The sequence below is a fragment of the Sphingomonas phyllosphaerae genome, from assembly GCF_029623345.1.
GTDB classification, from domain to species: Bacteria; Pseudomonadota; Alphaproteobacteria; order Sphingomonadales; family Sphingomonadaceae; genus Sphingomonas; species Sphingomonas phyllosphaerae_C.
In genome coordinates, this window is record NZ_JAPYKH010000007.1 from 75,876 (window position 1) to 97,086 (window position 21,211).

Here is a 21,211-nt window from a genome sequence, read left to right on the forward strand (position 1 = left end):
CCAGCTCGACCCGCGCCTTGCGGATGATCTGCCAGCCCCCGGAGACGCCGAGGCCGGCGAAGATCGCGGCGACCGCGATATCCGGCCAGCCCGTGCCGGTGCCGAACACGCCGAACGCCGCGGCAACGGCGGCGACGTTGCCGATCGCGTCGTTCCGCGAGCATATCCAGACCGATTGCCGGTTGGCGTCGCCGCTTCGATGCCGCCAGAGCAGAGCGGCGCAGACCAGGTTGGCGATCAGTGCCGCCACACCCACGATCCCCATCGTCTTCGCGCCCGGCAGCATGCCCGATGCTGCCACCGACGCTATAGCCCAGCAGGTGGAGCGCAAGCTCGCCGATCTGACCGCACTTCGCCGCGAGCTAAAGGCGGTAATTGATTCCTGTGACGGCGGCACCGTGGCCGAATGTCGGATCATCGAGGCGCTTGGGCCGACCATCGATGGCTGAACCTTCCCAAATACGGGTTTTGGGAACGATTGGCCTTTCTCATTTCTCTATCGTTTTCGGGAAGGTCGGGGAGGGCTGCGAAGGCAAATTCGACGCCCGTGAGTGCCTTCCGCACAACATGAATGAGCGGCGGAAGTAAGCGACTCGACCCGACGCCGCGAATGGCCGAATGTGGGTCGTTCGCCATAAGCTCCTTTGGTGGCGGGCTTGGCTTTGAAGCGCTCAAACGTTCAACGCCGGGCGAGGCGGAGGCGGCACCTTCGCCGGCCGCAGTGCTGAGGACATTGGAACGGCAGCGGCTTCGCTCGCCACGAGAGGACTGGCAGCACCCACTAGGCCGGTCCCAAGGACTGTCCGACGATGAAACTGCATGTCCAATCCCTCCTTTTTCTGCGTGGTGGTTATTCTAACTTGGTATATCGCAATTTAATCACGTCACTTCCCCCGTAGATGAACGTAAGCAGGGCTCAGAGATTGTCCTAATACGTCAGTCGTGCAGTTATGCTCACGCGGCGATCATTGAGTACCGAAGACTGCGGCCTGCTTGCAACACCGTAATAGGTTCGGTTCTCCGTATTCGTCAGATTGATACCGTCTACTGTCAGAGCGAAGTTTGGTGTTACCGTGACCGTGGCAGAGGCATCGAGCTGACCGCGCGCGTCGTTGAAAATCGGCAGGTTACCCGAACCATTGCCGCGTGTTGTCACGACGTACTTAGAGCGCCAATTGTAGGCCACCCGAGCCGACAGCGGCCCGCGATCGTAGAAACCGATGAGATTGTAGCTGTACTTCGACAGTTGCTCGAGCGGCACGGTCAACGCAGCGCCGCTCGTGTCCTGCGCATCCGGCGATGGCGCCTTGCTGTCGACAAAGGTGAAGTTCGCCTGCGTGCCGAACCCCGACAGCCATCCCGGCAAGAAGTCGAAGAAGGTGTTGCCGCCGACTTCGAAGCCCTTGATCGTTCCATCGTCGCCGTTGACGGGGCGCGTGACCTGATAGACGTAGTCGACACCATTAAACGAGTAAGTTTCGGGTGCGGTGATCGTGGCAATGAAGCCGTCGACCTTCTTGTAGAAGCCCGCCGCATAGATCGATCCGGTGCGAGAGAAGTAATATTCCAGGCTAGCGTCGAGCTGGTCCGCGGTAAGCGGGCGTAGGTCGGCGTTGCCCGAGGTGGCGGTGCGCTGACCGTTGGCGGGATTGTTCTCGAAGATCGTGATATTGGGGTTGAGCTGGTCGAAGCCCGGCCGGGTCAGCGCCTTGGACGCGGCGACGCGCAGCTGCAGCTCGTCGGTAAAGTGGAACGTCAGGTTCAGGCTTGGCAGCGCCTTGGTATAATCAGAGTCGACGTTGACGGGATTGAAGGTGATCGGGCCGTTGCCGAAGACTGGCGCACCGGTCGTGGCATCCGTCCCAGTCTGCACCCGGGGAGACGAGCCGACGAAGCCTGCGGTGCTGACCTTGGTTTTGATGACGCGCACGCCAATGTTGCCGTCGATCGGAACGCCACCCCCGGTGCCGAAACGCGCCACGCCGTAGGCGGTATACGTCTTCTCGCCCTGCGTGTTGCGGTCGGACGGCGCGTAACCGACGCCGTCGAGCAGTGACTGACGCTGCGACGTGTCTACAAAGGGTGCGAGCGCCTGGCGAGTGGCGCCGTAATCGAGCACAGTATCGCGATTGAAGAAGACCGCGCTCGCGGGCACATCCTGAAAGCCGCGGTAAAGATCGCCGCGGAACAGCCGCTGCTCGTAGAGATCGGGCGAGAGCGCGCGGGTGAGGCCGTAATATTGATAGGTCGAGCTGTCGGTCACTGCCGAGCGATCGGTATAGCGCAGGCCGCCCGCGAGCGACTTCACGAAGCCGCCGTCGACCTTGTATTCGGCGTCGAGGCGCCCGGCATGTTCGGTCCCGACCGAATGCTCGATATGGTCGAGATAGCCCGCTCCCGAGGCGTAATTGGCCGGATCGCTGACCAGCCCGTTGCCGTTGGCGGGATCGTTGTCGGGCGAGATGATCATCGACGGCACGCCGCTGCCGACTGAGGTGGTCAGCCGCTCGGCGGTGGAGCCGAGAATGACGATCGAGCGCTGACCATCGGTGACGCCGCGGATGTACTGGAAGTCGCCGTTGATCGTCAGCCGGTCGCTTGGCCGCCACTTCGCGTTGAGCGAGTAATCGCTGGTGACCGAGTGGCGCTGCTCAAGGCTGGTGTTGGCATTGACCGGCACGTTTACGAACGTGCCGCTTCGGAAATTGCCCTCGCTGTCGTAGGTGAACGGCTGAGCGAAGTCCGGCGTGATCGGATTGTCTCCGGTATAGGCGAAGAAGCTGTAGTCGCCGTAGCGGAACTTGTAGTCCGACCGGACATATTCGGCGGTGACGTCGATCGTGTCGGTCGGGCGCCACTGCACCGCGGCGTCGATGCCGAGGCGGCGGCGGTCGCCGAGATACTGGCCGATGCCGACGCCGTGCGAGAGGTAGGTCGGCTGGCCTAGCCGGCCGAGCCCCTGGGCGGTGGCATAGTCGGTTGCATTGACCGGCGCGCCGCTTGCGTTCAGCTGGTCGTTGAGCAGGTAGAAGGGCTGGCTCGATATCTGGTCCTGGCGGAACGCGGTCTCCTGATAGGCGACGTCGAGGAGCACACCGATTTCGCCGACGCCGGTCTGCCAGCGATCCGACACGAGCAGGTTCGCCTGCGGCTTGGTGCCGTCGTACAGGTCGTAGTAATTGGCGGTCGCGCTGGCGGAGAGCTTGAAGCCGTTGAAATCGAACGGCTTACGGGTGCGCAGGTTCACGAGGCCGCCGATGCCGCCCTCGATCAGATTGGCCGAGGGATTCTTGTAGACATCGACGCCGGCGAGCAGCTCGGAGGGTACGTCCTCCAGGCTCAGCGTGCGGCCATTGTTGGCGGTAAACACGTCGCGGCCGTTGATCTCGGTGCGCACCTGGCTGAGCCCGCGGATCGCGATCGAGCTTCCCTCGCCGAAGCTGCGCTGGATCTGGATGCCGGTGATCCGCTGCAATGCCTCGGCGACGTTCCGGTCGGGTAGCTTGCCGATGTCCTCGGCGACGATCGAGTCGACGATCTGGTCGGCGTTGCGCTTGATCCCTTGCGCGCTGCTGAGGCTCGCGCGAACGCCGGTAATGACGATGTCACCGCCGCTTGCATCGCTGTTCCCGCTGTTGGGATCGACGGTGCCCTGGTCGCCGCTTGGCGCGGTTACGCCGCTGCTTGCGCCCTGCGCTTGAGGCGCCGTGGCGGAGCCAGCCTGCGCCACCGCAGGCGTACCCGCCATGAGCAACGCAAGGGTGGAAGCCGTCAGCGCCAGTCGCGCGCGTGCATCGCGCACGATGAACCCGGTTGCCGTCATCATCCTCGTCCTCCTTTGCCGGCGCGACGTCGCCGGTCGGTGTGTTCTCTGTCGGCGTCTCACCGCAGCCGCAGCGGCACCCGAGAACGTTCACTAGAGTATCTTTGAGCATATTTATATATGAAATCTCGTGGTACTAGCGAGGTACGGCCAAAAAAAAGACGAGCCGAAGGAGGGCGATAGGGTGTTGCGATCTGGTATGCTGGTGCTGCGAAGCGTAGCCGCCGCTTCCTTCGTGTTCGTGGGAGCCGCGTCGTGTTTGGCCGAGCCCGTCTATCAGAGCTCACCCGAGCGACGGACCGTACCGGAGCGAGACTGGGGGCCCTGGCTGGGGCCGTTCCGTGCCCGGCTGGTGCCCAGCCTGATGCAAGACTTTGGCGAGCGATACATCTACGCCGAGCGCAATCGTACGCTCGGCGCGCCGCACGTAGGCGAGCGTCGCGTCGTCTTCCTCGGCGATTCCATCACGGACCGCTGGGACCTCGCGCGATCGTTCCCCGGCAGGCCCTACGTGAATCGAGGTATCGGCAGCCAAGTGACCAGCCAGCTGGTCCTACGGTTCCACCAGGATGTCGTCTCGCTGCAAGCCGCGGTGGTGGTGGTTCTCGCCGGCGTGAACGATGTGCAGGGCTTTCTCCAGCAGGGGAGTGATGAGGAGATCGAGGCCAATTGGGAGGCGCTGGGTGACTTGGCGGACCGCCACGGCATCGCTGCGGTCTTTGGATCATTGTTACCAGTCAACGGCGACACGCCTGCGGCGGTCGACGTGCTCCGCGAGCGCGATCCGGCGAGGTTACGCAGGCTCAACGATTGGCTACGGGCTTTTTGCCTCCGGCGCGGTTACGTCTACGCTGACTACTACACCGCGATGGTCGACCAGCGCGGTTTGATGCGCCGCGAGCTGACGGAGGACGGTATTCATCCCTTACGTGCGGGCTACGCGCTCATGGCCACCGTTGCTGACGCGGCAATTGGAAAGGCTTTGTTGCAGCATCGGCGTGAAGCTGGTCATCGGTAAGGTTCCGTAGCGGCACGCTGGTGCTTGGTTCGCAATAGCAGGAGAACGCCCCTTTCGGCCTCGCGCGCGTCCATCTTCTCATTCCGGGTGACCTGGCGCGTAGGGGAAGTGCTGTGCCTTGTACCAGGCGAGGTCGTGCTCGGGCGGCGCCGCGCCGGCGGGCAGCGAGTGGTCGTTGACCGACATCCAATAGGCCAGGCTCGCGTCACGCCACCAGCGCGCCTCGCGCTCCTGCACCGCGAGGTAGGTCGCGGTCTTGTCCCAGCGCTCGGCGTCGACCAGCGGGCGCAACGGCTCTGTCAAACCAAACGCACCGGCTCCGCGAGCGCCTGAAGGCTTGTGCATCGGCTGGCCGATACGTCAGGGTGACGGCGGGGCCTCGAACACCAGCAGCGTGGATGTAGCCGTCGCGCACAAGCGTCCGCGCTCGTCGTGAAGAGTGGCCTCGGCGAAGGCGACGCGTCGACCGACCGAGACGATGCGTCCCTCCCCGCGACATAGCCCGCTCTCCTTGGTCAGCCCCCGGATGTAGGATATCTTCAGTTCCAGCGTCGTATAGGCTTGCCCGGCCTTCAGGCTTGAATGCGCGGCGATGCCACAGGCGCTATCGAGCATTGCAGCGGCGTAGCCGCCGTGCACGCCTCCCATTGGGTTGAGGACGCTCGCATCGGGCCGCCCCTCGAACACCGACCGCCCGCGATCGACCTCGACGAGGGATACGCCCATCTTCTCCCCCATCGATGGTTGCCGGCCGGTAGCGAGCAGCGCCCTGACCTGCGCCAGACCGTCTGCCTCGGACATTGTTTCGCTCATCGCTCGCTCTCCTGCACTTTATCGAGATTGACATGCGCCGTTAGCGACAGCCCGGATCGTTGCGGTGCCACCAGCGCCGCAAGCTGGTCGTGGCCGTCCAGATCGGCACGGGCCAGCGTCACGTTCATCGGCTGGTTTCTCCTGATATGTCGCTGTCGGCATCGCCTGCGGCCCCGATCCACGCCCGCGTGCTGGTCAGCAGCTCGTCGGCCAGCGCCGGATCGTCGACCGCGCGCGCCATGACGAGGGCGCCCACCATCGCCGACCACCGCCCGATCGCTTCGCGCCGGCGCTCGACGGCATTTCCCACGGGCAAGGAGCGCGCAAGCCGGTCGATCTGCGCGTCCAGGCCCTTGGCCATCGCCGCGCGCGCTTCCAGGGTCTGCTGGCGCATCAGCCCGGCCAGGCTCGCCGTCGGGCATCCTTCGCCGGCATGATCACGATGCAGCGGCGACAGATAGACGTCGATCCAGCCTTGCAGATCAGGCATGGTCTCACCCTCGCCGTCGAGCGCGAACGCGACCGTCTGCGCGACCAGATCGTCCTTGGACGCGAAGTGGCTGTAGAAGCCGCCGTGGGTTTGCCCGGCGGCCTTCATCACCTCCGACACGGTCACCGCATCGAAGCCTCGCTCCCGGAACAGCCGGCTTGCCTCGGTGAGGATGCGGACCCTGTTCATCGCCATCTGGTCACGACTGACCCGCATGCGAAAATCTCCGATCACCCGGTTGACATATTCATGATCGCCATCACATAAACCCTTATCGTGACGACTGTCATGAATATAATGCTTCAGCCGCAAAGGGCAACAGGATGACCAAGCCGACCATTCTCATCACCGGCGCCTCGACCGGGATCGGTGCCACCTATGCTGATCGTTTCGCCAAGCGCGGCCACGATCTCGTACTGGTGGCCCGCGACGAGGCGCGGCTGAACGCGCTGGCGACGAAGTTGTCGTCGGCGCATGGCGTCGCCGTCGACGTGCTACCCGCCGACCTGACCGACGCCGGGCAATTGGCAACTGTCGAGACGCGACTGCGTGACGATGCTAAGATCGGCACGCTCATCAACAACGCCGGCGCGGGATTGAACGGCGGGTTCGTCGATCAGTCGATCGACGCCGTGGACCGGCTGGTGGCGCTCAACACGACTTCGGTCGTCCGCCTCGCCAGCGCCATCGCTCCACGGCTGGCGCAGGCTGGCGAGGGCGCAATCGTCAACATCGGCTCGGTCGTCGGATTGGTGCCCGAGTTCGGAATGAGCGTTTACGGCGCGACCAAGGCCTTCGTCCTCTTCCTGTCCCAAGGGTTGTCGCTCGAACTCGGACCCAAGGGGGTTTACGTCCAGGCCGTGCTGCCGGCAGCGACGCGCACCGAGCTTTGGGGCCGTGCCGGCGCCGATGAGGCAAGCCTTCCGCCGATGATGGAAGTGAACGAGCTGGTCGACGCCGCGCTCGTCGGCTTCGACCGCCGCGAGAGCGTCACCATCCCGCCGCTCCACGACGGCACGCTGTGGGACGCATTCGATCAGGCGCGTCAGGCGATGCTGCCGAACTTCGGCTCGGTCCACCCCGCGCCGCGCTACACCGCAGCCTGACCTCTTTTTGCAATTAGGACCAACGATGAGCGATCTTTTCTCCCCCTACCAACTCGGCCCGCTGACGCTGCCCAATCGTATCGTCATGGCGCCGCTGACCCGCAACCGCGCCGCGCCCGGCCTCCTGCCGAGCGAGCATGCGGCGGAATATTACTCACAGCGCGCGTCCGCCGGCCTCATCATCACCGAGGCGACGCAGGTGTCGGCGCAGGCGCAGGGGTATCAGGACACGCCTGGCCTCTACACGCCCGAGCAAATTGCTGCATGGCGCACGGTGACCGACGCAGTCCATGCGAAGGGCGGTCACATCTTCGTCCAGCTCTGGCATGTCGGGCGCGTCAGCCATGTCGATCTACACGGCGGCACGGCGCCGGTCGCCCCGTCGGCGATCCGCGCCGAGGCCAAGACCTTCGTCAACAACGGCTTTGCCGACGTGTCGGAGCCGCGCGCGCTCGAACTGGACGAACTGCCCGGCATCATCGACAGCTTCCGCCAGGCGGCCGCGAACGCGATCGAGGCAGGCTTCGACGGAGTCGAGGTGCATGGCGCCAATGGGTATCTGCTCGACGAATTCCTGCGTGAGACCGCGAACGTGCGAACCGATGCCTATGGCGGTTCGATCGAGAATCGCGCGCGTCTGCTGCTCGAGGTGACGGCCGCCGTCGCGGGTGAGATCGGCGCGAACCGGACCGGCGTGCGCCTGTCGCCCGTCTCGCCTGCGAGCGGCATCGTGCCGGCGGACGACGAGCAGCCGCAGTTCGACCATGTCGCGGAGCGGCTGGGCGCGATAAAGATCGCCTATCTCCACGTCGTCGAGGGTGCGACCGGTGGGCCGCGCAATGCCAAGCCGTTCGACTATGGCGCGCTGCGTCGTAAGTTCGGCGGTACCTTCCTCGCCAACAACGGCTTCGACAAGGCACTCGCCGAGGAGCAGCTGGCGGCAGGCAAGGCGGACCTGTTCGCCTTTGGGCGCGGCTTCATCGCCAATCCCGATTTCGTCGAGCGGCTGAAGTCGGGCGCTGACCTCAATCAGCTCGACCCTTCCACGCTCTACGGAGGGGGTGCGAAAGGATACACCGACTATCCGATCCTGGCCGACGCCTGAAGAGAGGGCAGATGAAAGCCTATGTTCTTGATCGCTACGGCAAGCAGCAGTCGCTGCGGCTCGGCGACATGCCCGAGCCTGTACCAGCGGCCGACGAGGTGCTGGTCGACATTCACGCGACGGGCCTCAACCAGCTCGACGCGAAGTTCCGCGACGGCGCGTTCAAGCCGATCCTGCCCTACAAGCCGCCTTTCGTGCTCGGGCACGACCTGGCCGGCAGGGTGGTATCGGTCGGTCAGGCGGTGCGGACGTTCAAGCCGGGGGACGAGGTCTATGCCCGCCCGCGCGATGGCCAGATCGGCACTTTCGCCGAGCGGATCGCCGTCAAGCAGGACGACCTCGCGCTGAAACCCGCCAATCTGTCGATGGAGGAAGCCGCCTCCATCCCGCTCGTCGGGTTGACCGTGTGGCAGGTACTGGTTGAGCGGGCGAAGCTCAAGAAGGGTCAGAAGGTTCTGATCCACGCCGGCTCGGGCGGGGTCGGCACGCTGGCGATCCAGCTCGCCAGGCATCTCGGCGCAACCGTCGCGACGACGGCGAGCGCGGCCAATGCGGAGTTCGTCCGCAACCTCGGCGCGGATGTCGTGATCGACTACAAGACTCAGGACTTTTCAAAGGAACTGTCCGGTTATGACGTCGTACTCAACAGCCTGGACGGCACGACGCTGGAGAAGTCGCTCAAGGTGCTCAAACCTGGCGGCAAGCTGATCTCGATTTCCGGGCCACCCGATCCGGCTTTTGCGAAGGCGCAGGGGCTGAACGTCGTCCTTCGCCTGTTGCTGCGCGCGACGAGTGCGGGGATTCGCCGCAAGGCGAAGCGGGTGGGCGTCGACTATTCGTTCCTGTTCATGCACGCCGATGGCGGGCAACTGGGCAAGCTTACGTCGCTGCTGGAGGACCTGACGATCAGACCCGTCGTCGACCGGGTCTTTCCGTTCGAGCGGATGAACGATGCAATGGCCCAGCTCGGTAAGGGCGGGGCCAAGGGCAAGCTCGTGGTGCGCGTGCGATGAGCCGCGCGGGCTCTGTCAAAGCTAATGCACCTGCGCAGGTGATCGGGGTAGGGGAGCGCCATGCCTCGCCCGCGCAAGCCAGCCAGCCCGTTCCGCTACTTCAACTCGTCGCCTGAGGTGATCCGGTCGGGGGTGCTGATGTACGTGCGCTTCGCGCTGTCGCTGCGGAACGTGGAGGACCTGCTGTTCGAGCGCGGGATCGACATTTGCCACGAGACGGTGAGGCTGTGGTGGAACAGGTTTGGTCCGCTGTTCCCGGGCGAGGTGCGGCGCCAGCGGGTTAGCCGCATGTGCGGCTTTCGCCAATGGCGCTGGCACCTGGACGAGATGTACGTGAAGCTGAACGGCGACATGGTCTACCTGTGGCGAGCGGTGGATCACGAGGGCGAGATCCTCGAGAGCTACGCCACCCAGACGCGCGAAAAAAAAGGCAGCGCTTGCCTTCATGAAGAGGGCGCTTAAGCGCCACGGCTCGCCTGAGGCGATCACCACCGACGGTTTGCGCTCCTACGGTGCTGCCTTGACGGAGCTCGGCGCCCGCGAGAAGCAGGAGGTGGGTCGCTGGGCCAACAACCGCGTCGAGAACTCGCACTTGCCATTCAGGCGACGAGATCGGGCGATGCTGCGGTTCCGGCAGATGCGAACTCTACAGAAGTTCGCCTCGGTTCATGCCAACGTCCACAACCACGAACGCCAGCTCGTCAATCGCAAGACCTACAAGCAGCGCCGCTCCGCGGCGCCGGCTCAGTGGCAGGCGCTTGCCAGCTGATCCGTTGCCCGCAAAGCCCGAGGTGCATCGTGCAGAGACGAGTTCGCATTAGACTGACAGCACCGTCGCGCGAGGTTGTGCCCCAATCGGCAACCAGAAAGCGCTCAGAAGCAGCTGTAGCGCAGCCGACCTGCCGGCGCGTTCGGCCCTCTTGGAGAGAACGGTGCCCACATCAGTGTGCCCTCGCATCGGCAAGCGACGGGCACATTGATGATCAGGCTTGTACTACCTTGCAGGATCACGCGTAGTCTCTAGACGAAGCCCCGCAAAGTATGGCGTGCTCGTGCGATTGTCGTCCTGTCCAGCCAGGAGACCAGCCATTCCCGTGCTATAGAGACGATTTGTTGCTGACAAGACCGATTTGCCATCCACAAGACCAGTGAGATTCTTGCCTTCCATCCGCAGCGTCAGCCGTACCCAGCTATTACTTCTGATCGGAGCCTTGGCTTTATCGAGAATCAACTCACCTCCTTCACCCTCGAACTTGCCCGCAGCAATGAGCTTTCGTTGTTCTGCGTCACCAACCAGCTCTTTGGGATCTTTCTTGCCGCGAATGGCTATCAGGCGACACTCGCCTGTATGATGAAGTTCGAGGTAATATCCCTTGGGGATTGAGCCATAGCCGGTACCCACGTGGTTGATCCGGCCCATGACGCCGGCCGTGTCGCCGGGTTGAAGCCAAACGTCGGCACTGACTTCGTAATCCGACCAGTTGCTGTCACCGATGATTGTGTATGGCTGCCATTCGGGAGCCCAAGAGAGAGTGGGTGTGGGAACCACCTGCCGCAGGCATGTCCCCGGCTTCCCGTCCGGTCGCTTCGAGAGCTCGAAAGCGCCTAAGATGTCCGCCGTGAAGCGAGGAAGATACCCACTTTCCGCCGGATTTGTATACGAGCTGAAATCGTCGGAGTAGGGAAAAGGAAAGGGCTTTGAAGAAGGAATGTCGTCAAACTCGCCTCGGCGCTGGCCCCTTGTTGTTGACAAGGTATAGATGGTGCCCGGCTCCAGTGTAAGCGTTGCACGCCCATCTTTCACATTCAGGTCTGACTGTCGAACGAACTGCTCGGTGGCGTCGCTCCTCCAAACGGACAAAGGAGCGGTTGACAGGCCGCCAGCTATTTCGAGTCGGAATATCTGGCGGGCCTTGGCCTCACGCGTCTCAAGAACGACGCTGAAGTCACCATCGCCCGACGCTAAGGTAACGTAGGTCCCGCCCTTATCCAGCTTTCCGCTGCCGCCATCAAGATAAGTCCAGCCAACTTCCGAAAACTGCCCGTAGTGAGCGTATCCCCAAATTGCCTCCCGCACCTTGTAGTGGCCGCTCCACGGCTCCCAAGCAAGCACGGCGGGTGGGTCCTCCGAATATGGCTCAAGAGGGTAGACGCCGCCAATATCATACCAATTAACTATCTTTGTCACGCCGCTTTCTATGAAGTTTCTGTTGAAGCAGTTCACTATGCTTATGGCGCAGTCGAAGCCCTTCTTGTAGACATGATCCTCAGTGTTCCAGATCGGCTTGCCCATCCGCCTTGCGGCCTCAACAATGGCCGCAGAGGCTGGTATCTCACTGAATGTATGGGCGCTTACGACGTCGATCGCGTCGCGCAACTCCTTGTCTTTGAGCATCGCTGGCACAAAGTTCAGCTTATCAGGACCCCAGTTATCGAAAGCATGCAACTTCACCTTGTCAAAGTGGCGTGAGTTAAGCGCCGCCTTTAACGCCTTAGCGAAGCTGATGCTGGAACCCTTCTCATTGCGGCAGCCAATCGCGTCCAGTTCGAGGCCGTGAACGGAGCGCAGTCCCTCTAGCCACTTGATATAATAGTCGACCGCGTCCTGCGACCAAAACTCGGAGTTGTTCCGCTGGCCGGTAGGACGCCCGTTGCTTTCCCCCGCACCGATCCACCCGGGTGCACTCCATGCCGTTGCGTCGAGAGACAGCTTCGGATTACGCTTCTTGGCTTCTTTGAGAACCCACCAGGTGTATCCACGATTGTAGTCGAGGTCGTCGCGGGTATGCATGTGACTCGGCATCGATCCCTGTGTTGAGTTGCCGTCCCCTGGTATCTCAACCAGCAGCGCGCTTACCGACGCGCCGAACTTGGGCCGGTAAAGGAGATCCATGATCTGACTGCGCTGCGGCTCGGGATAATCCTTCAGCAGTACCGACGTCGCCCCACCGCCATTGACGACGCCAATTCCGTCAAACCTCTTCCCGCCCGCTGAGCCGTTGAGCTTCGCTACGTTGAGCGGCGCGGCCGTTGCGGCGACAGCACCGCTGAACGGACCAATGATGTACGCCGCCAGCGCACCACCTCCTAGAAGGTAACCTCGCCTCGAATAGAGAGGGGGCGATAGATCGTGCGCAGACGAATGAAGTTGTAGGCTGGCAGGGTCACCATGATTCATCGTCGTGCTCCATGAGCTTAGAGCCTGACTTTACAAATCAAGTCATGGCAAGAAGGGAATTGTTGCCGCTGATGGCTCGCACGTCCGGTCATCGAGGCGAGCGCGAGGGGCGTTTATGGCTTTAGTCGGATCATGGTCACGCCGTGGGGCGCCACCTGACTGGCGAACTGGCGAGAGCTAGAGCCGAGATCCCGGTGTGCCCACAGGTCGCGAACCTTCAGCCTGACAGATGGGGGCAAGCCGAGCGCCGCCCACTCGGCCGTGATGCGCGCCGGCGTCTCGCCCCGGTTCCACAACGTCACCGCGCGACCGCCGTCCGCGAGCGGCCTCGACCAGACCTCTAGGTCGCCGTCGCGCCGAACACGATGCCCTTGCACCCCGAGTGGATCCTGGTCGACCGCGATTACCTCGCGATTGAGGAGGATGTCGCGAGTGGCCTGCGACATGGCCGCCACGTCGTTGCCCGCGATGAGGGGCGAGGCCATCATAGCCCAGAGCGAGAAGTGTGACCTGTACTCCTCGTCCGTCAGTCCGCCGTTACCGACTTCAAGCATGTCCGGGTCGTTCCAATGCCCAGGGCCGGCGTAGGGCCACAGCGGTTCGTTCATGTCGACGATCGAGGAGACGCCCCAGCTGTAGCTGTGCTTGCCCTTCCACTTGTCGGTTATGTCACCGGTGGTGCGCCACATGTTGCCGATGTTGGCGGCCCAGAGCCAAGGCTTCGAGTTGCCCCACTCGCACATCGAGAACAGGATCGCGCGACCGCTGGCACGAAGCGCATCCGACATGAGAGCATACGCCTCCTCGGCGTTCCGCACGCCGGTCGAGCACCAGTCGTATTTGAGATAGTCTACGCCCCAGCGCGCATATTGGAGCGCGTCCTGGTACTCGTGCCCCTGGCTGCCCGGACGACCTCCGCAGGTCTTCGTGCCAGCATCTGAATAGATGCCAAACTTCAGGCCTTTGCCATGAACGTAGTCGGCGAGCGCTTTCAGCCCGGAGGGAAATCGGTCTCGATCCTCGGTGATAAAGCCGTCGGCATTACGTGTGCCATGCCAGCAGTCGTCAATGACGACGTACTCGTACCCGGCGGCCTTCATGCCGTTCGTGGCGATCGCGTCCGCAGTCGCGCGGATCGTCTGCTCGTTCACCTTGCAGGCGAACTTGTTCCAGCTGTTCCATCCCATCGGCGGTGTCTGCGCGAGGCCGTTAGGCCGCCGCTTCGGGTCTTTCGACGGCGCCAAGGTGTTCGGGTCCTGATCGAGAACCTCCTGCCCCAGGGCGGGCGACGTGGCCTGCAGCAGCAGGATGGTCGCTGCGATGGCAGATGAGATCTTTCTTGTCATTTAACCCTCCAGCAGCGTCACGCGGGTACGGCTCGCGTGAGCATTCTCGCCGATGCCGCAACGACGTCCGCGGTCGGTCCTCATGATATTCATTGTGCCTCCTCGGCTAACGACCTGCGTCGCCCGCCACTCGGGGGCGTGCATAAGGCGCCTGCGTTGGAGATTGAGCAGGGGCGGCGCGACGTGTGCCGGACGCTGCCGGGATCGGAGATCATCAGCGCCTCGCCCGCGTCGGACTTCCAATGTCCGTATCGCCCATCGTTGGTCACGTCGTAGCGGTTCTCGGCGCGACAGTCGCCGTTGGGTACCATGCCCCAGGACCATGTAAGCCAGCCGATCTGCGCGCGCTGGAGCACCCGCATGGCCCAGCGATACGGCGACGCCCCGCAGTCCCATCCCGACGACGTCGGTCCTTCGCCCAGGAGAAAGGGGATGTTCTCGCGCGTCACCCGCTTGACGATCGCGCGATAAGGCGCCTTGCGCTGCTGCTCGGTCCCGACCCAATAGCTATGCGCGGACACGAGGATGGCCCGGCGCGGGTCCGCAGCGTTCAGCGGGGTCCAGCTGTCTAGGAGCATTTCGTACTCCTTACCCCAGTTTGAGCCGTCAATCACAAGCGGCACATCGATGTCGGCCGCGCGGATGCGGGCGATCGCGACGCGGTAACCCGCGACGAACGCGCTTGCCGAGACCTCCGCGCCGGCCTCGTTGGCGATGTTGACTAGCACCCAGCGCCTGTGACGTCGGACTACCGCGGCAATGTCGGGCCGAGTCCAATAGTCGACACAGTCGCCCAATTTCTCCCACTTGCCGGTAGCGGCGTGGCATTCCGCGATGGGTATCAGCCCGTTGTTGATCGCATTGCGCAAGACCGCATCGAGCGTCTCCGCCGCATAATCGGGTGTGGTCATGATCCTGACCGAGTTGGCGCCGGTCCGGGCGATCTCCGGGAGGGTCCGCTGTCCCGTCGGGTCGGGCGAGTGGGGGAACATCTCGTTGACGCCGCGTAGCACCACCCGCTCGCCCGCTGCGGTGTAGAGGAAGCGACCGCGGACCGACATGGTGCCACCCGACTTCCCGGCGACGCCAGCGCCCGGCACGGCACAGGCCAGGGCGAACAAGACGAGGCGGTCGATCCAACGGGACATAGGCGGCGACTCGCTCATGGTTCCGCCGCCGTTCTCGACCGGTCGATCGCTGGCCAGCGCACGTCCGGCGATGAGGCATCGACTGCCGAAGCGGCTGCACAGCAGCGGGAAATGTAGTCTTCGTGGAGCGCTAGTTGGTCGGCGGCTCGCGCAAGGGCACTGCGCATCGCAGCCATCTGTGTCGCCAACGAAAGCGCTGGAATCGCATCGGCGGCGGGGTCGTGCGCGTGCGGCATGATGCCTTGGCCTACCATCACGGCGAGCCAGCTGCTCTCGGAGAAGAGTTCGTCGCCCTCGCGGAAGATCCGTCCGGCGGCACGAAACAGATCGAGCCGCCGAGCCAGCGAGTCCGGCACGCGCATGTCGCCGCAATATCGCCAAAAGGCGTCGTCGTCGCGCGTGCTTGCCTTGTAGTGAAGGATGAGGAAGTCACGTATTCGTTCATATTCGCTGACACTCTGTCGGTTGAACTCAGCGCGCTCGGCTTGCCAGCCCGCGGCGGTCGGGAAGAGCGTGAGCAGCCGTGTGATGGCCGTTTGGATGAGGTGGATGCTGGTCGACTCGAGTGGTTCAAGGAAGCCTCCCGACAAACCGATGGCGACGACGTTGCGGCTCCACAGCCTTCGTCGATGACCGGCGATGAAGCGGAGGTGCCTCGGCTCGCCGACCGCTTCGCCCTCCAAGCCGGCGCGCAGCTCCTTCAATGCAGCCTCGTCACTCAGATGCGCGCTGCTGTAGACGATCCCGTTACCGGTCCGATGCTGCAGCGGAATGCGCCAGCGCCAGCCGCCGCGCACGGCCGTGGAGCGGGTGTAGGGCAGGACCGGGCCGGACCGCGCGGCGGGCAGTGCGATGGCGCGATCGCAGGGCAGCCAATGCGACCACTCCTCAAACGGCTCTGCCATCGCGCGACCGAGCAGCAGCGATGCGAAGCCGCTGCAATCGATGAAGAGGTCGCCGACGATCTCGGTCCCGTTCTCGAGCGCGATGGAGGCGACGGCGCCGTCGCGGTCGGAGCGGCGTACGTTCGTGATCCGGCCTTCGATCCGGCGCACGCCCTTCGCCTCGCTCCAGCGCCGCAGCAGCATCGCATAGCGCCCTGCGTCGAAGTGATAGGCATAACTAACGGTCGAGAGCGGGTGGTTGGGATCGGACGAGGGCGTGCCGAAGCGACCGCGGGAGGCGGCGAGCGCGGCCATGCTGTAGTGTTCGAGGCCTTCCTGCTCGGACCTTCCGTCGTCGTGGCGGCGACGCAGCCACAGCTGGTGGAACCGCAACGTCCGGGTATCCCGCCCGAAGGTGCCGAAGGGATGAAAATAGCGGTTGCCGACACGCCCCCAGTCGACGAATTCGATCCCCAACTTGAAGCTGCCGCCGGTCTCGCGGATGAACTGATGCTCGTCGATCCCCAGCAGGGCGTTGAAGTCCCTGATGGTCGGGATCGTCGCCTCGCCGACCCCCACCGTCCCGATCGCGTCCGACTCGACGAGCGTCACCTCAACGCCCGAGGGCATGAGCAGCCGAGCCATGGCCGCCGCGGTCATCCAGCCGGCGCTACCCCCGCCCACGATCACGACGCGCCGGACGAGGCCCTCGACCGTCATGTCAGGGCCACGGCCGGCATCGTTGCACCGAGCTGCTGTAACAGAGCGCGATGTGGCGGAAGCCGTCGAACCGCGTTGGCCTGTTGCGCGCGGATGTCGGCGAAGGTCCTGCGCGCGTCCTCGAAGAAGCGATACGATCCAGCCTGGGCGGTCAGGTCTGTCTGGAAGTTCATGCCATATAACACGTACTGCCAGTTCTCGGCGAGGAACACGTCGTGGTTCAGATCCACGTCCATGAAGGCGGGGGCGCGATAGTGCCAGCGCTCCATACGTTCCCTGAGGCTGTCCGAGATCGTCGAGAAGTCGCGGTTGTCGCGCCAGAACGGGTCGTCATCACGACGGCTGAGGCAGTAATGCAACTTGATGAAGTCAACCACGTGATCGTAGCGGCGCACCATGATCTCGTTGAACTGGCGTGCCGACACCTCCATCTGTCCATTCCAAGGAAAAAGATTGACCAGGTTCATAACTGCGATTTCGGCAAAGCCGATCCCGGTGGCTTCGAGCGGCTCGATGAAGCCGGCGGACAATCCAACTGCGACGCAGTTTTTGTGCCATTGTGCGGTGCGATAGCCGGTCTCGAAGTCCAGCCTGCGGGCGTTCGATCGCTCCGCGTCAGGTCCGAGATAGTCGCGCAACATGCGCTCGGCGTCATCATCGCTGCAATGATCGGTGGAGTAGACGTAGCCAGTCCCGCGGCGCTCGTGCAGCCCGATGTCCCAGATCCATCCCGCGCGCTGCGCGGTAGCGAAGGTCTGCGAGGGCACGGGCGATTGCGTCGATCGATACGGCAATTGGATCGCCACCGCCCGGTTGGTGAACAACTCGGCTCGACGCGATCGGAACGGAACGTCGAGAGCCTGACCGATCAGCTGCGCCCGGAAGCCGGTGCAGTCGACGTACAGGCTGGCGCGATGGGTGCCGCTGTCACAACACGCGAGTTCGGCGATGGCGCCGTCATCTCCAAGCTGCACCGAGGTGACCGTGTCGACCACGTGCGTGACCCCCAACTCCACGGCTCGCCGCCGCAGGAGTCGGCCAAGTAGAGCGGCATCGAAGTGGTAAGCGTAGGCGAGGGGGCCGCGATAAGCCGGGTGCTGTGCCAGCTTCGGCGCGAGGCACGCATCGGCCGCGACCTGTTGAACAGTGTTGGCGCTCGCCCAGGCAACCTCGCCGGCGGCACCGAGCAGCCAGTACGGCAACAGATCGAGTCCGTCGTGATCATCGCTGAGCTGGAAAGGGTGGAAGTAATGGTGCTGGGCCGTGGCCGAGGGCGCGATCAACCAGTCGTTGAACCGAATGCCCTGCTTGAACGTAGCGGAGCACTCGCGGATCAGCTCGGCCTCGTCGATATCGATGGCCTCCAGCGTCTTGCGCAGGCTGGGGAAGCTGCCCTCGCCGACGCCGATGGGCGGAATGTCGGGTGCCTCGATGACGGTGACACGAACTCCGTCGGGGGAGGCTGAGTTCAGGCGTTTGGCCAGGTAGGCGGCGGCGATCCAGCCGGCCGTCCCGCCTCCCACGATGATGATGTCCCTGACCGGCGCCAACCGACCCTCTCCTACTACGAACCGATCAGAAGCTGAAGTTTATACCCCCTTCCACCCGACGATCCGAGATGAACCAGCTACGCGTCAGCAGGGTGCCGCCCGGATAGCCGCCCATCAGCGTCTTGGTCGTGGAGTTGGTGAGGTTGGTTCCCTGAATGTAGACGCGAAGGTTCTTGATCAGCTCGATTGTCACGCCGGCGTCCAACTGGCCATATGCCGCGGCGTAGACGGGAAGCGAGGCGCTGACCGTTCTGCTGGCGCCCGATGCATCCACCAGCGAGTAGTTCGGCGTGGTACCGTTGCCATTTGTCGTCTGCAGATACCGGCTGCGCCACGAGTAAGCGACGCGGAGCGAGAGCGGATTACGCTCGTATAGCAGCTGCGCATTCACGTTGTGCTTTGAAAGGCCGACGAGCGGTATGTCGCTCAGCTCCTCGCCGCTGATACCCCTTGCTAGTGCGCTCGGCGACTTGCTGTCGATGAAGGTGTAGTTTGCCTCCACGCCGATGCCATCGAAGGGCGCGGGAAGTTCGCTGAAAAACTTCCGGCCGCCGATCTCCGTCCCAGTGACGAACGACTTCTTGGAGGCGTTGTAGACCTCATTGGCCTGGATGAAGCTGGTGGCGTTGAAGGTCGTGCCGTCCGCTCGCGTGAAGGTCTGCGAGTAGGGTCGAAGTGTTGTTCCATACAGGATCTGGTCGGTCAACGCCTTGTGGAAGACAGCAATATGTAGATTGAGGTCGTTGCCTCTGTAATATTCAGCGCTCAGGTCGAGGTTGGTCGACATGGTCGGCTTGAGTGCGACGTTTCCGCGGTTCGCAGTGAAGCCGTTAAAGATCGGATTGAACGAGTTGCCGTCCGTGTTGTTGGTATTTGTCGCCGTGTTGAGGCCGATGATCTGCGTGGCTCTCGTCGAGATGAAGTCAGGCATCGACAGCGTGCGCGTCGCCGCCAGCCGAACGGCCAGGTTCTCGGTTGGGTGAAGATTGATGTTCAGAGACGGCAGGAAGCGGGTCACGTTGAAGCGACCGCTGACCACCGAGGCGCTGCTGGCCTGCGGCACGAAGTTGTTCGCGACGCCGACAGCAAGATCCGCGTCTGCGTCGGCCTGCGAGAAGTAGAAGCTCGGGGTCGTGATCACGCTGTTGCCCGAACCTTCACGCTCCAGTCGGACGACGCGAAGACCGACGTTGCCGTCGACCCGCAGGTCCGTGCCCCCGGCGAAGCGGGCTTGAACGTAGGCCGCCTTGTTGCGCAGGCGGGTGACGATCAGCCCGGCGCGATCCTGAAGGCCTACAGGGTTGGGTCCGTTGGGATTGGCTGCCGTGTCGTAGCCGTACAGTTGCTGGATCAGGATGGGGTCGTAGGTGCCGAGCAGCGACTGACTTGGCGTGTAGACGCCGGCGGGGACATCGAGATCGCCCTTGAAGAAGTTGCTGAAGCCTTCGAAGTTCGCGTCACCAGGCCGTCCGTCGGCGAGAGTGCGCTGCGGCGAGCCGTTCCAGTCACGCCCGAGAGCGGCCCAATACGTGCCGATCTGATTGTCCCGCTCTCGGCGGTTGGCATAGCGCGCACCCGCCTGAATCTGGCGCACGAAGCCGGTGCCGTCGCCCACGTTCCAGGAGAGATCGAGATTGACCGCGGTCTCGTTTGCCCGGTTCCGATCCGGATTGAAGGCAAAGCTCTGCCATTGGTAGGCTGAACGATCGCCGAAGGAAGTTGCAGGAGTGGCGGTGAAGAGCGGCAGGTCGCCCGTGGCGTCGAAGCCGAACGAGCCCAGCGTCGTGCCAATCGACGAACTTTCGGCGTCCAGGTTCGAGAAGGAATGGATGAACTGCACCGCGCCGGACAACCGCAGCTTCGAGCTCACGTCCCACGTGAAGCCCTGGCTGAAGTCACGCGTCTCGTTCTCCTGGCGGCTGGCGGTGCCCGACGTCGAAAGCGAGCCTTGCGTGAAGTTGGCCTGCGACGCGGGAGTCAGGCTGCTGGCGCTCACCAGAATCCCGTTTGAGTCGTAGGCTGCGTCCGCGGAAGGATTGGGGAAGAGCGTGGCATCGGTGTTGCTCGGCACCGCGAACACGACGCGTTCGGTCCGATCGCTTCGATAATTGGATATGAAGCTGGTGTGGAAGAAGCGCAGCCCCTCGGTCGGCTCCCACTGAACCGCGCCGTAGAAGCCCTGACGACGTCGCTCGAAATCCTCCTGGCCGAAGTCAAAGCCGCCGGGAATATAGCGCTGCTCGCCGGCGACGATGCGGGGGTAATAGGGCTCGGCGCGCGCGAAGGAGCTGCGGCTCCGCAGCTTGTTGTACGCGACGTCGACCAGCACGCCCAGTCGGCCGATGCCGGTGTCCCAGGTGTTCGCCACCAGGAGCGAGCCGCCGTACGAGCCCTTTTTGGAGGAGTCGCCGTAACCTCCCTGCGCGTTGCCTGAGACGGTAAACGACTTGAAGTCGAAAGGCATCTTGGTCCGGAGATCGACCGCTCCGCCGATCCCACCCTCAATGCGGTCCGCGGTGCTTGCCTTGTAGACGTCAACCGCGGCCATGAGCTCGGGCGTGACCTCGCCCCAGCTTATCCCGCCACCGCCGTTGGCGCCGACGATCTCACGGCCGTTCAGCGTCGCCAGGACGCCCGACAGTCCGCGCACCTGGATGCCGGACCCTTCCACCGAGAAGCGGTCCGGATCACCGAGAGACGCAAAGCGGACGATCGAAACGCCGGGCACGCGCTGCAGCACTTCGGTGATCGAGTTGTCCGGGAGCTTGCCGGCATCGTCAGCGACCACCGAGTCGATGATCGTGTCGGAGTTCCGCTTGCGCTCCGTGGCGCTCTGGAGCGCTTGGCGGCGGGCGGTGACGAGCACTTCGCCCGAGCCTGCCTCCTCGTTGGCGGAGATGCCGACGTCTGCCTGATTGGTCGCCCGATCTGGCGCCGTGAACGTTCCCAAATCTGGGCTCGACGAGTTTGTCGCGGTTCCTGCGGGTCCCGTCGGAGTGGGCGTTGTCTGCGCCACA

Annotated in this window: 16 protein-coding genes and 1 pseudogene; 6 read left to right on the top strand and 11 right to left on the bottom strand. The window is 63.6% G+C overall.

Annotation, left to right across the window (positions count from 1 at the left end):
- Window positions 1-23: 23 nt before the first annotated feature.
- Window positions 24-449, top strand: a complete 426-nt coding sequence (locus QBJ89_RS09020) for a hypothetical protein (RefSeq protein WP_277980182.1) — start codon at window positions 24-26, stop codon at window positions 447-449.
- Window positions 450-928: 479 nt separating this feature from the next.
- Here QBJ89_RS09020 and QBJ89_RS09025 read toward each other — a convergent pair whose 3' ends face one another.
- The gene (locus tag QBJ89_RS09025) at window positions 929-3,826 is read right to left on the bottom strand and encodes a TonB-dependent receptor (RefSeq protein WP_277980183.1); all 2,898 of its coding nucleotides are present in this window, start codon (window positions 3,824-3,826) and stop codon (window positions 929-931) included.
- 196 nt (window positions 3,827-4,022) lie between these two features.
- Here QBJ89_RS09025 and QBJ89_RS09030 point away from each other — a divergent pair, with 196 nt between their 5' ends.
- The gene (locus QBJ89_RS09030) at window positions 4,023-4,841 is read left to right on the top strand and encodes a GDSL-type esterase/lipase family protein (RefSeq protein ID WP_277980184.1); all 819 of its coding nucleotides are present in this window, start codon (window positions 4,023-4,025) and stop codon (window positions 4,839-4,841) included.
- 78 nt (window positions 4,842-4,919) lie between these two features.
- Here QBJ89_RS09030 and QBJ89_RS09035 read toward each other — a convergent pair whose 3' ends face one another.
- From QBJ89_RS09035 to QBJ89_RS09050, 4 genes are read right to left on the bottom strand one after another with little or no spacing between them, the layout of a single operon-like run.
- Window positions 4,920-5,144 (bottom strand): hypothetical protein, encoded by a 225-nt coding sequence (locus QBJ89_RS09035; protein WP_431522524.1) that lies wholly within the window; start codon window positions 5,142-5,144, stop codon window positions 4,920-4,922.
- Window positions 5,145-5,201: 57 nt separating this feature from the next.
- Window positions 5,202-5,642, bottom strand: a complete 441-nt coding sequence (locus tag QBJ89_RS09040) for a PaaI family thioesterase (protein WP_277980185.1) — start codon at window positions 5,640-5,642, stop codon at window positions 5,202-5,204.
- 8 nt (window positions 5,643-5,650) lie between these two features.
- Window positions 5,651-5,782 (bottom strand): hypothetical protein, encoded by a 132-nt coding sequence (locus QBJ89_RS09045; RefSeq protein ID WP_277980186.1) that lies wholly within the window; start codon window positions 5,780-5,782, stop codon window positions 5,651-5,653.
- On the bottom strand, window positions 5,779-6,360 hold the full coding sequence (locus QBJ89_RS09050; RefSeq protein ID WP_277980187.1) for a TetR/AcrR family transcriptional regulator: 582 nt from the start codon (window positions 6,358-6,360) through the stop codon (window positions 5,779-5,781). Before QBJ89_RS09050 ends, QBJ89_RS09045 begins: the two co-directional genes overlap by 4 nt.
- A gap of 107 nt (window positions 6,361-6,467) precedes the next feature.
- On the opposite strand from QBJ89_RS09050, the gene QBJ89_RS09055 reads away from it, so the two are divergent.
- From QBJ89_RS09055 to QBJ89_RS09070, 4 genes and pseudogenes are all read left to right on the top strand, one after another.
- The gene (locus QBJ89_RS09055; RefSeq protein WP_277980188.1) at window positions 6,468-7,250 is read left to right on the top strand and encodes an SDR family NAD(P)-dependent oxidoreductase; all 783 of its coding nucleotides are present in this window, start codon (window positions 6,468-6,470) and stop codon (window positions 7,248-7,250) included.
- A 25-nt stretch (window positions 7,251-7,275) separates the two neighbouring features.
- Complete coding sequence (locus QBJ89_RS09060) at window positions 7,276-8,355, top strand: alkene reductase (protein ID WP_277980189.1); 1,080 nt, start codon at window positions 7,276-7,278, stop codon at window positions 8,353-8,355.
- 11 nt (window positions 8,356-8,366) lie between these two features.
- A complete protein-coding gene (locus QBJ89_RS09065; RefSeq protein ID WP_277980190.1) occupies window positions 8,367-9,368 on the top strand; it encodes an NADP-dependent oxidoreductase in 1,002 nt (333 codons plus the stop codon).
- Window positions 9,369-9,428: 60 nt separating this feature from the next.
- Window positions 9,429-10,137: pseudogene (locus QBJ89_RS09070) on the top strand (IS6 family transposase).
- Between the two features lie 225 nt (window positions 10,138-10,362).
- Here the strand turns inward: QBJ89_RS09070 and QBJ89_RS09075 are convergent.
- The 6 genes from QBJ89_RS09075 to QBJ89_RS09100 all read right to left on the bottom strand — a co-directional run bounded on the left by QBJ89_RS09075 (window position 10,363) and on the right by QBJ89_RS09100 (window position 21,144).
- Window positions 10,363-12,546: a hypothetical protein gene (locus QBJ89_RS09075; protein ID WP_277980191.1), complete on the bottom strand. Its 2,184-nt coding sequence runs from the start codon at window positions 12,544-12,546 to the stop codon at window positions 10,363-10,365.
- A gap of 113 nt (window positions 12,547-12,659) precedes the next feature.
- Window positions 12,660-13,892 carry an alpha-galactosidase gene (locus tag QBJ89_RS09080; RefSeq protein WP_277980192.1) on the bottom strand — a complete coding sequence of 411 codons (1,233 nt, stop codon included), beginning with the start codon at window positions 13,890-13,892 and terminating at the stop codon, window positions 12,660-12,662.
- Window positions 13,893-13,981: 89 nt separating this feature from the next.
- A complete protein-coding gene (locus QBJ89_RS09085) occupies window positions 13,982-15,040 on the bottom strand; it encodes a cellulase family glycosylhydrolase (protein WP_277980193.1) in 1,059 nt (352 codons plus the stop codon).
- Window positions 15,041-15,054: 14 nt separating this feature from the next.
- Window positions 15,055-16,644, bottom strand: coding sequence for a tryptophan halogenase family protein (locus QBJ89_RS09090; protein WP_277980194.1), 1,590 nt, complete (start codon window positions 16,642-16,644; stop codon window positions 15,055-15,057).
- Window positions 16,641-18,194, bottom strand: coding sequence for a tryptophan halogenase family protein (locus QBJ89_RS09095; RefSeq protein ID WP_277980195.1), 1,554 nt, complete (start codon window positions 18,192-18,194; stop codon window positions 16,641-16,643). The genes QBJ89_RS09090 and QBJ89_RS09095 overlap by 4 nt, the downstream gene beginning before the upstream one ends.
- Window positions 18,195-18,219: 25 nt before the next feature.
- A complete protein-coding gene (locus QBJ89_RS09100; protein WP_277980196.1) occupies window positions 18,220-21,144 on the bottom strand; it encodes a TonB-dependent receptor in 2,925 nt (974 codons plus the stop codon).
- Window positions 21,145-21,211: the final 67 nt, after the last annotated feature.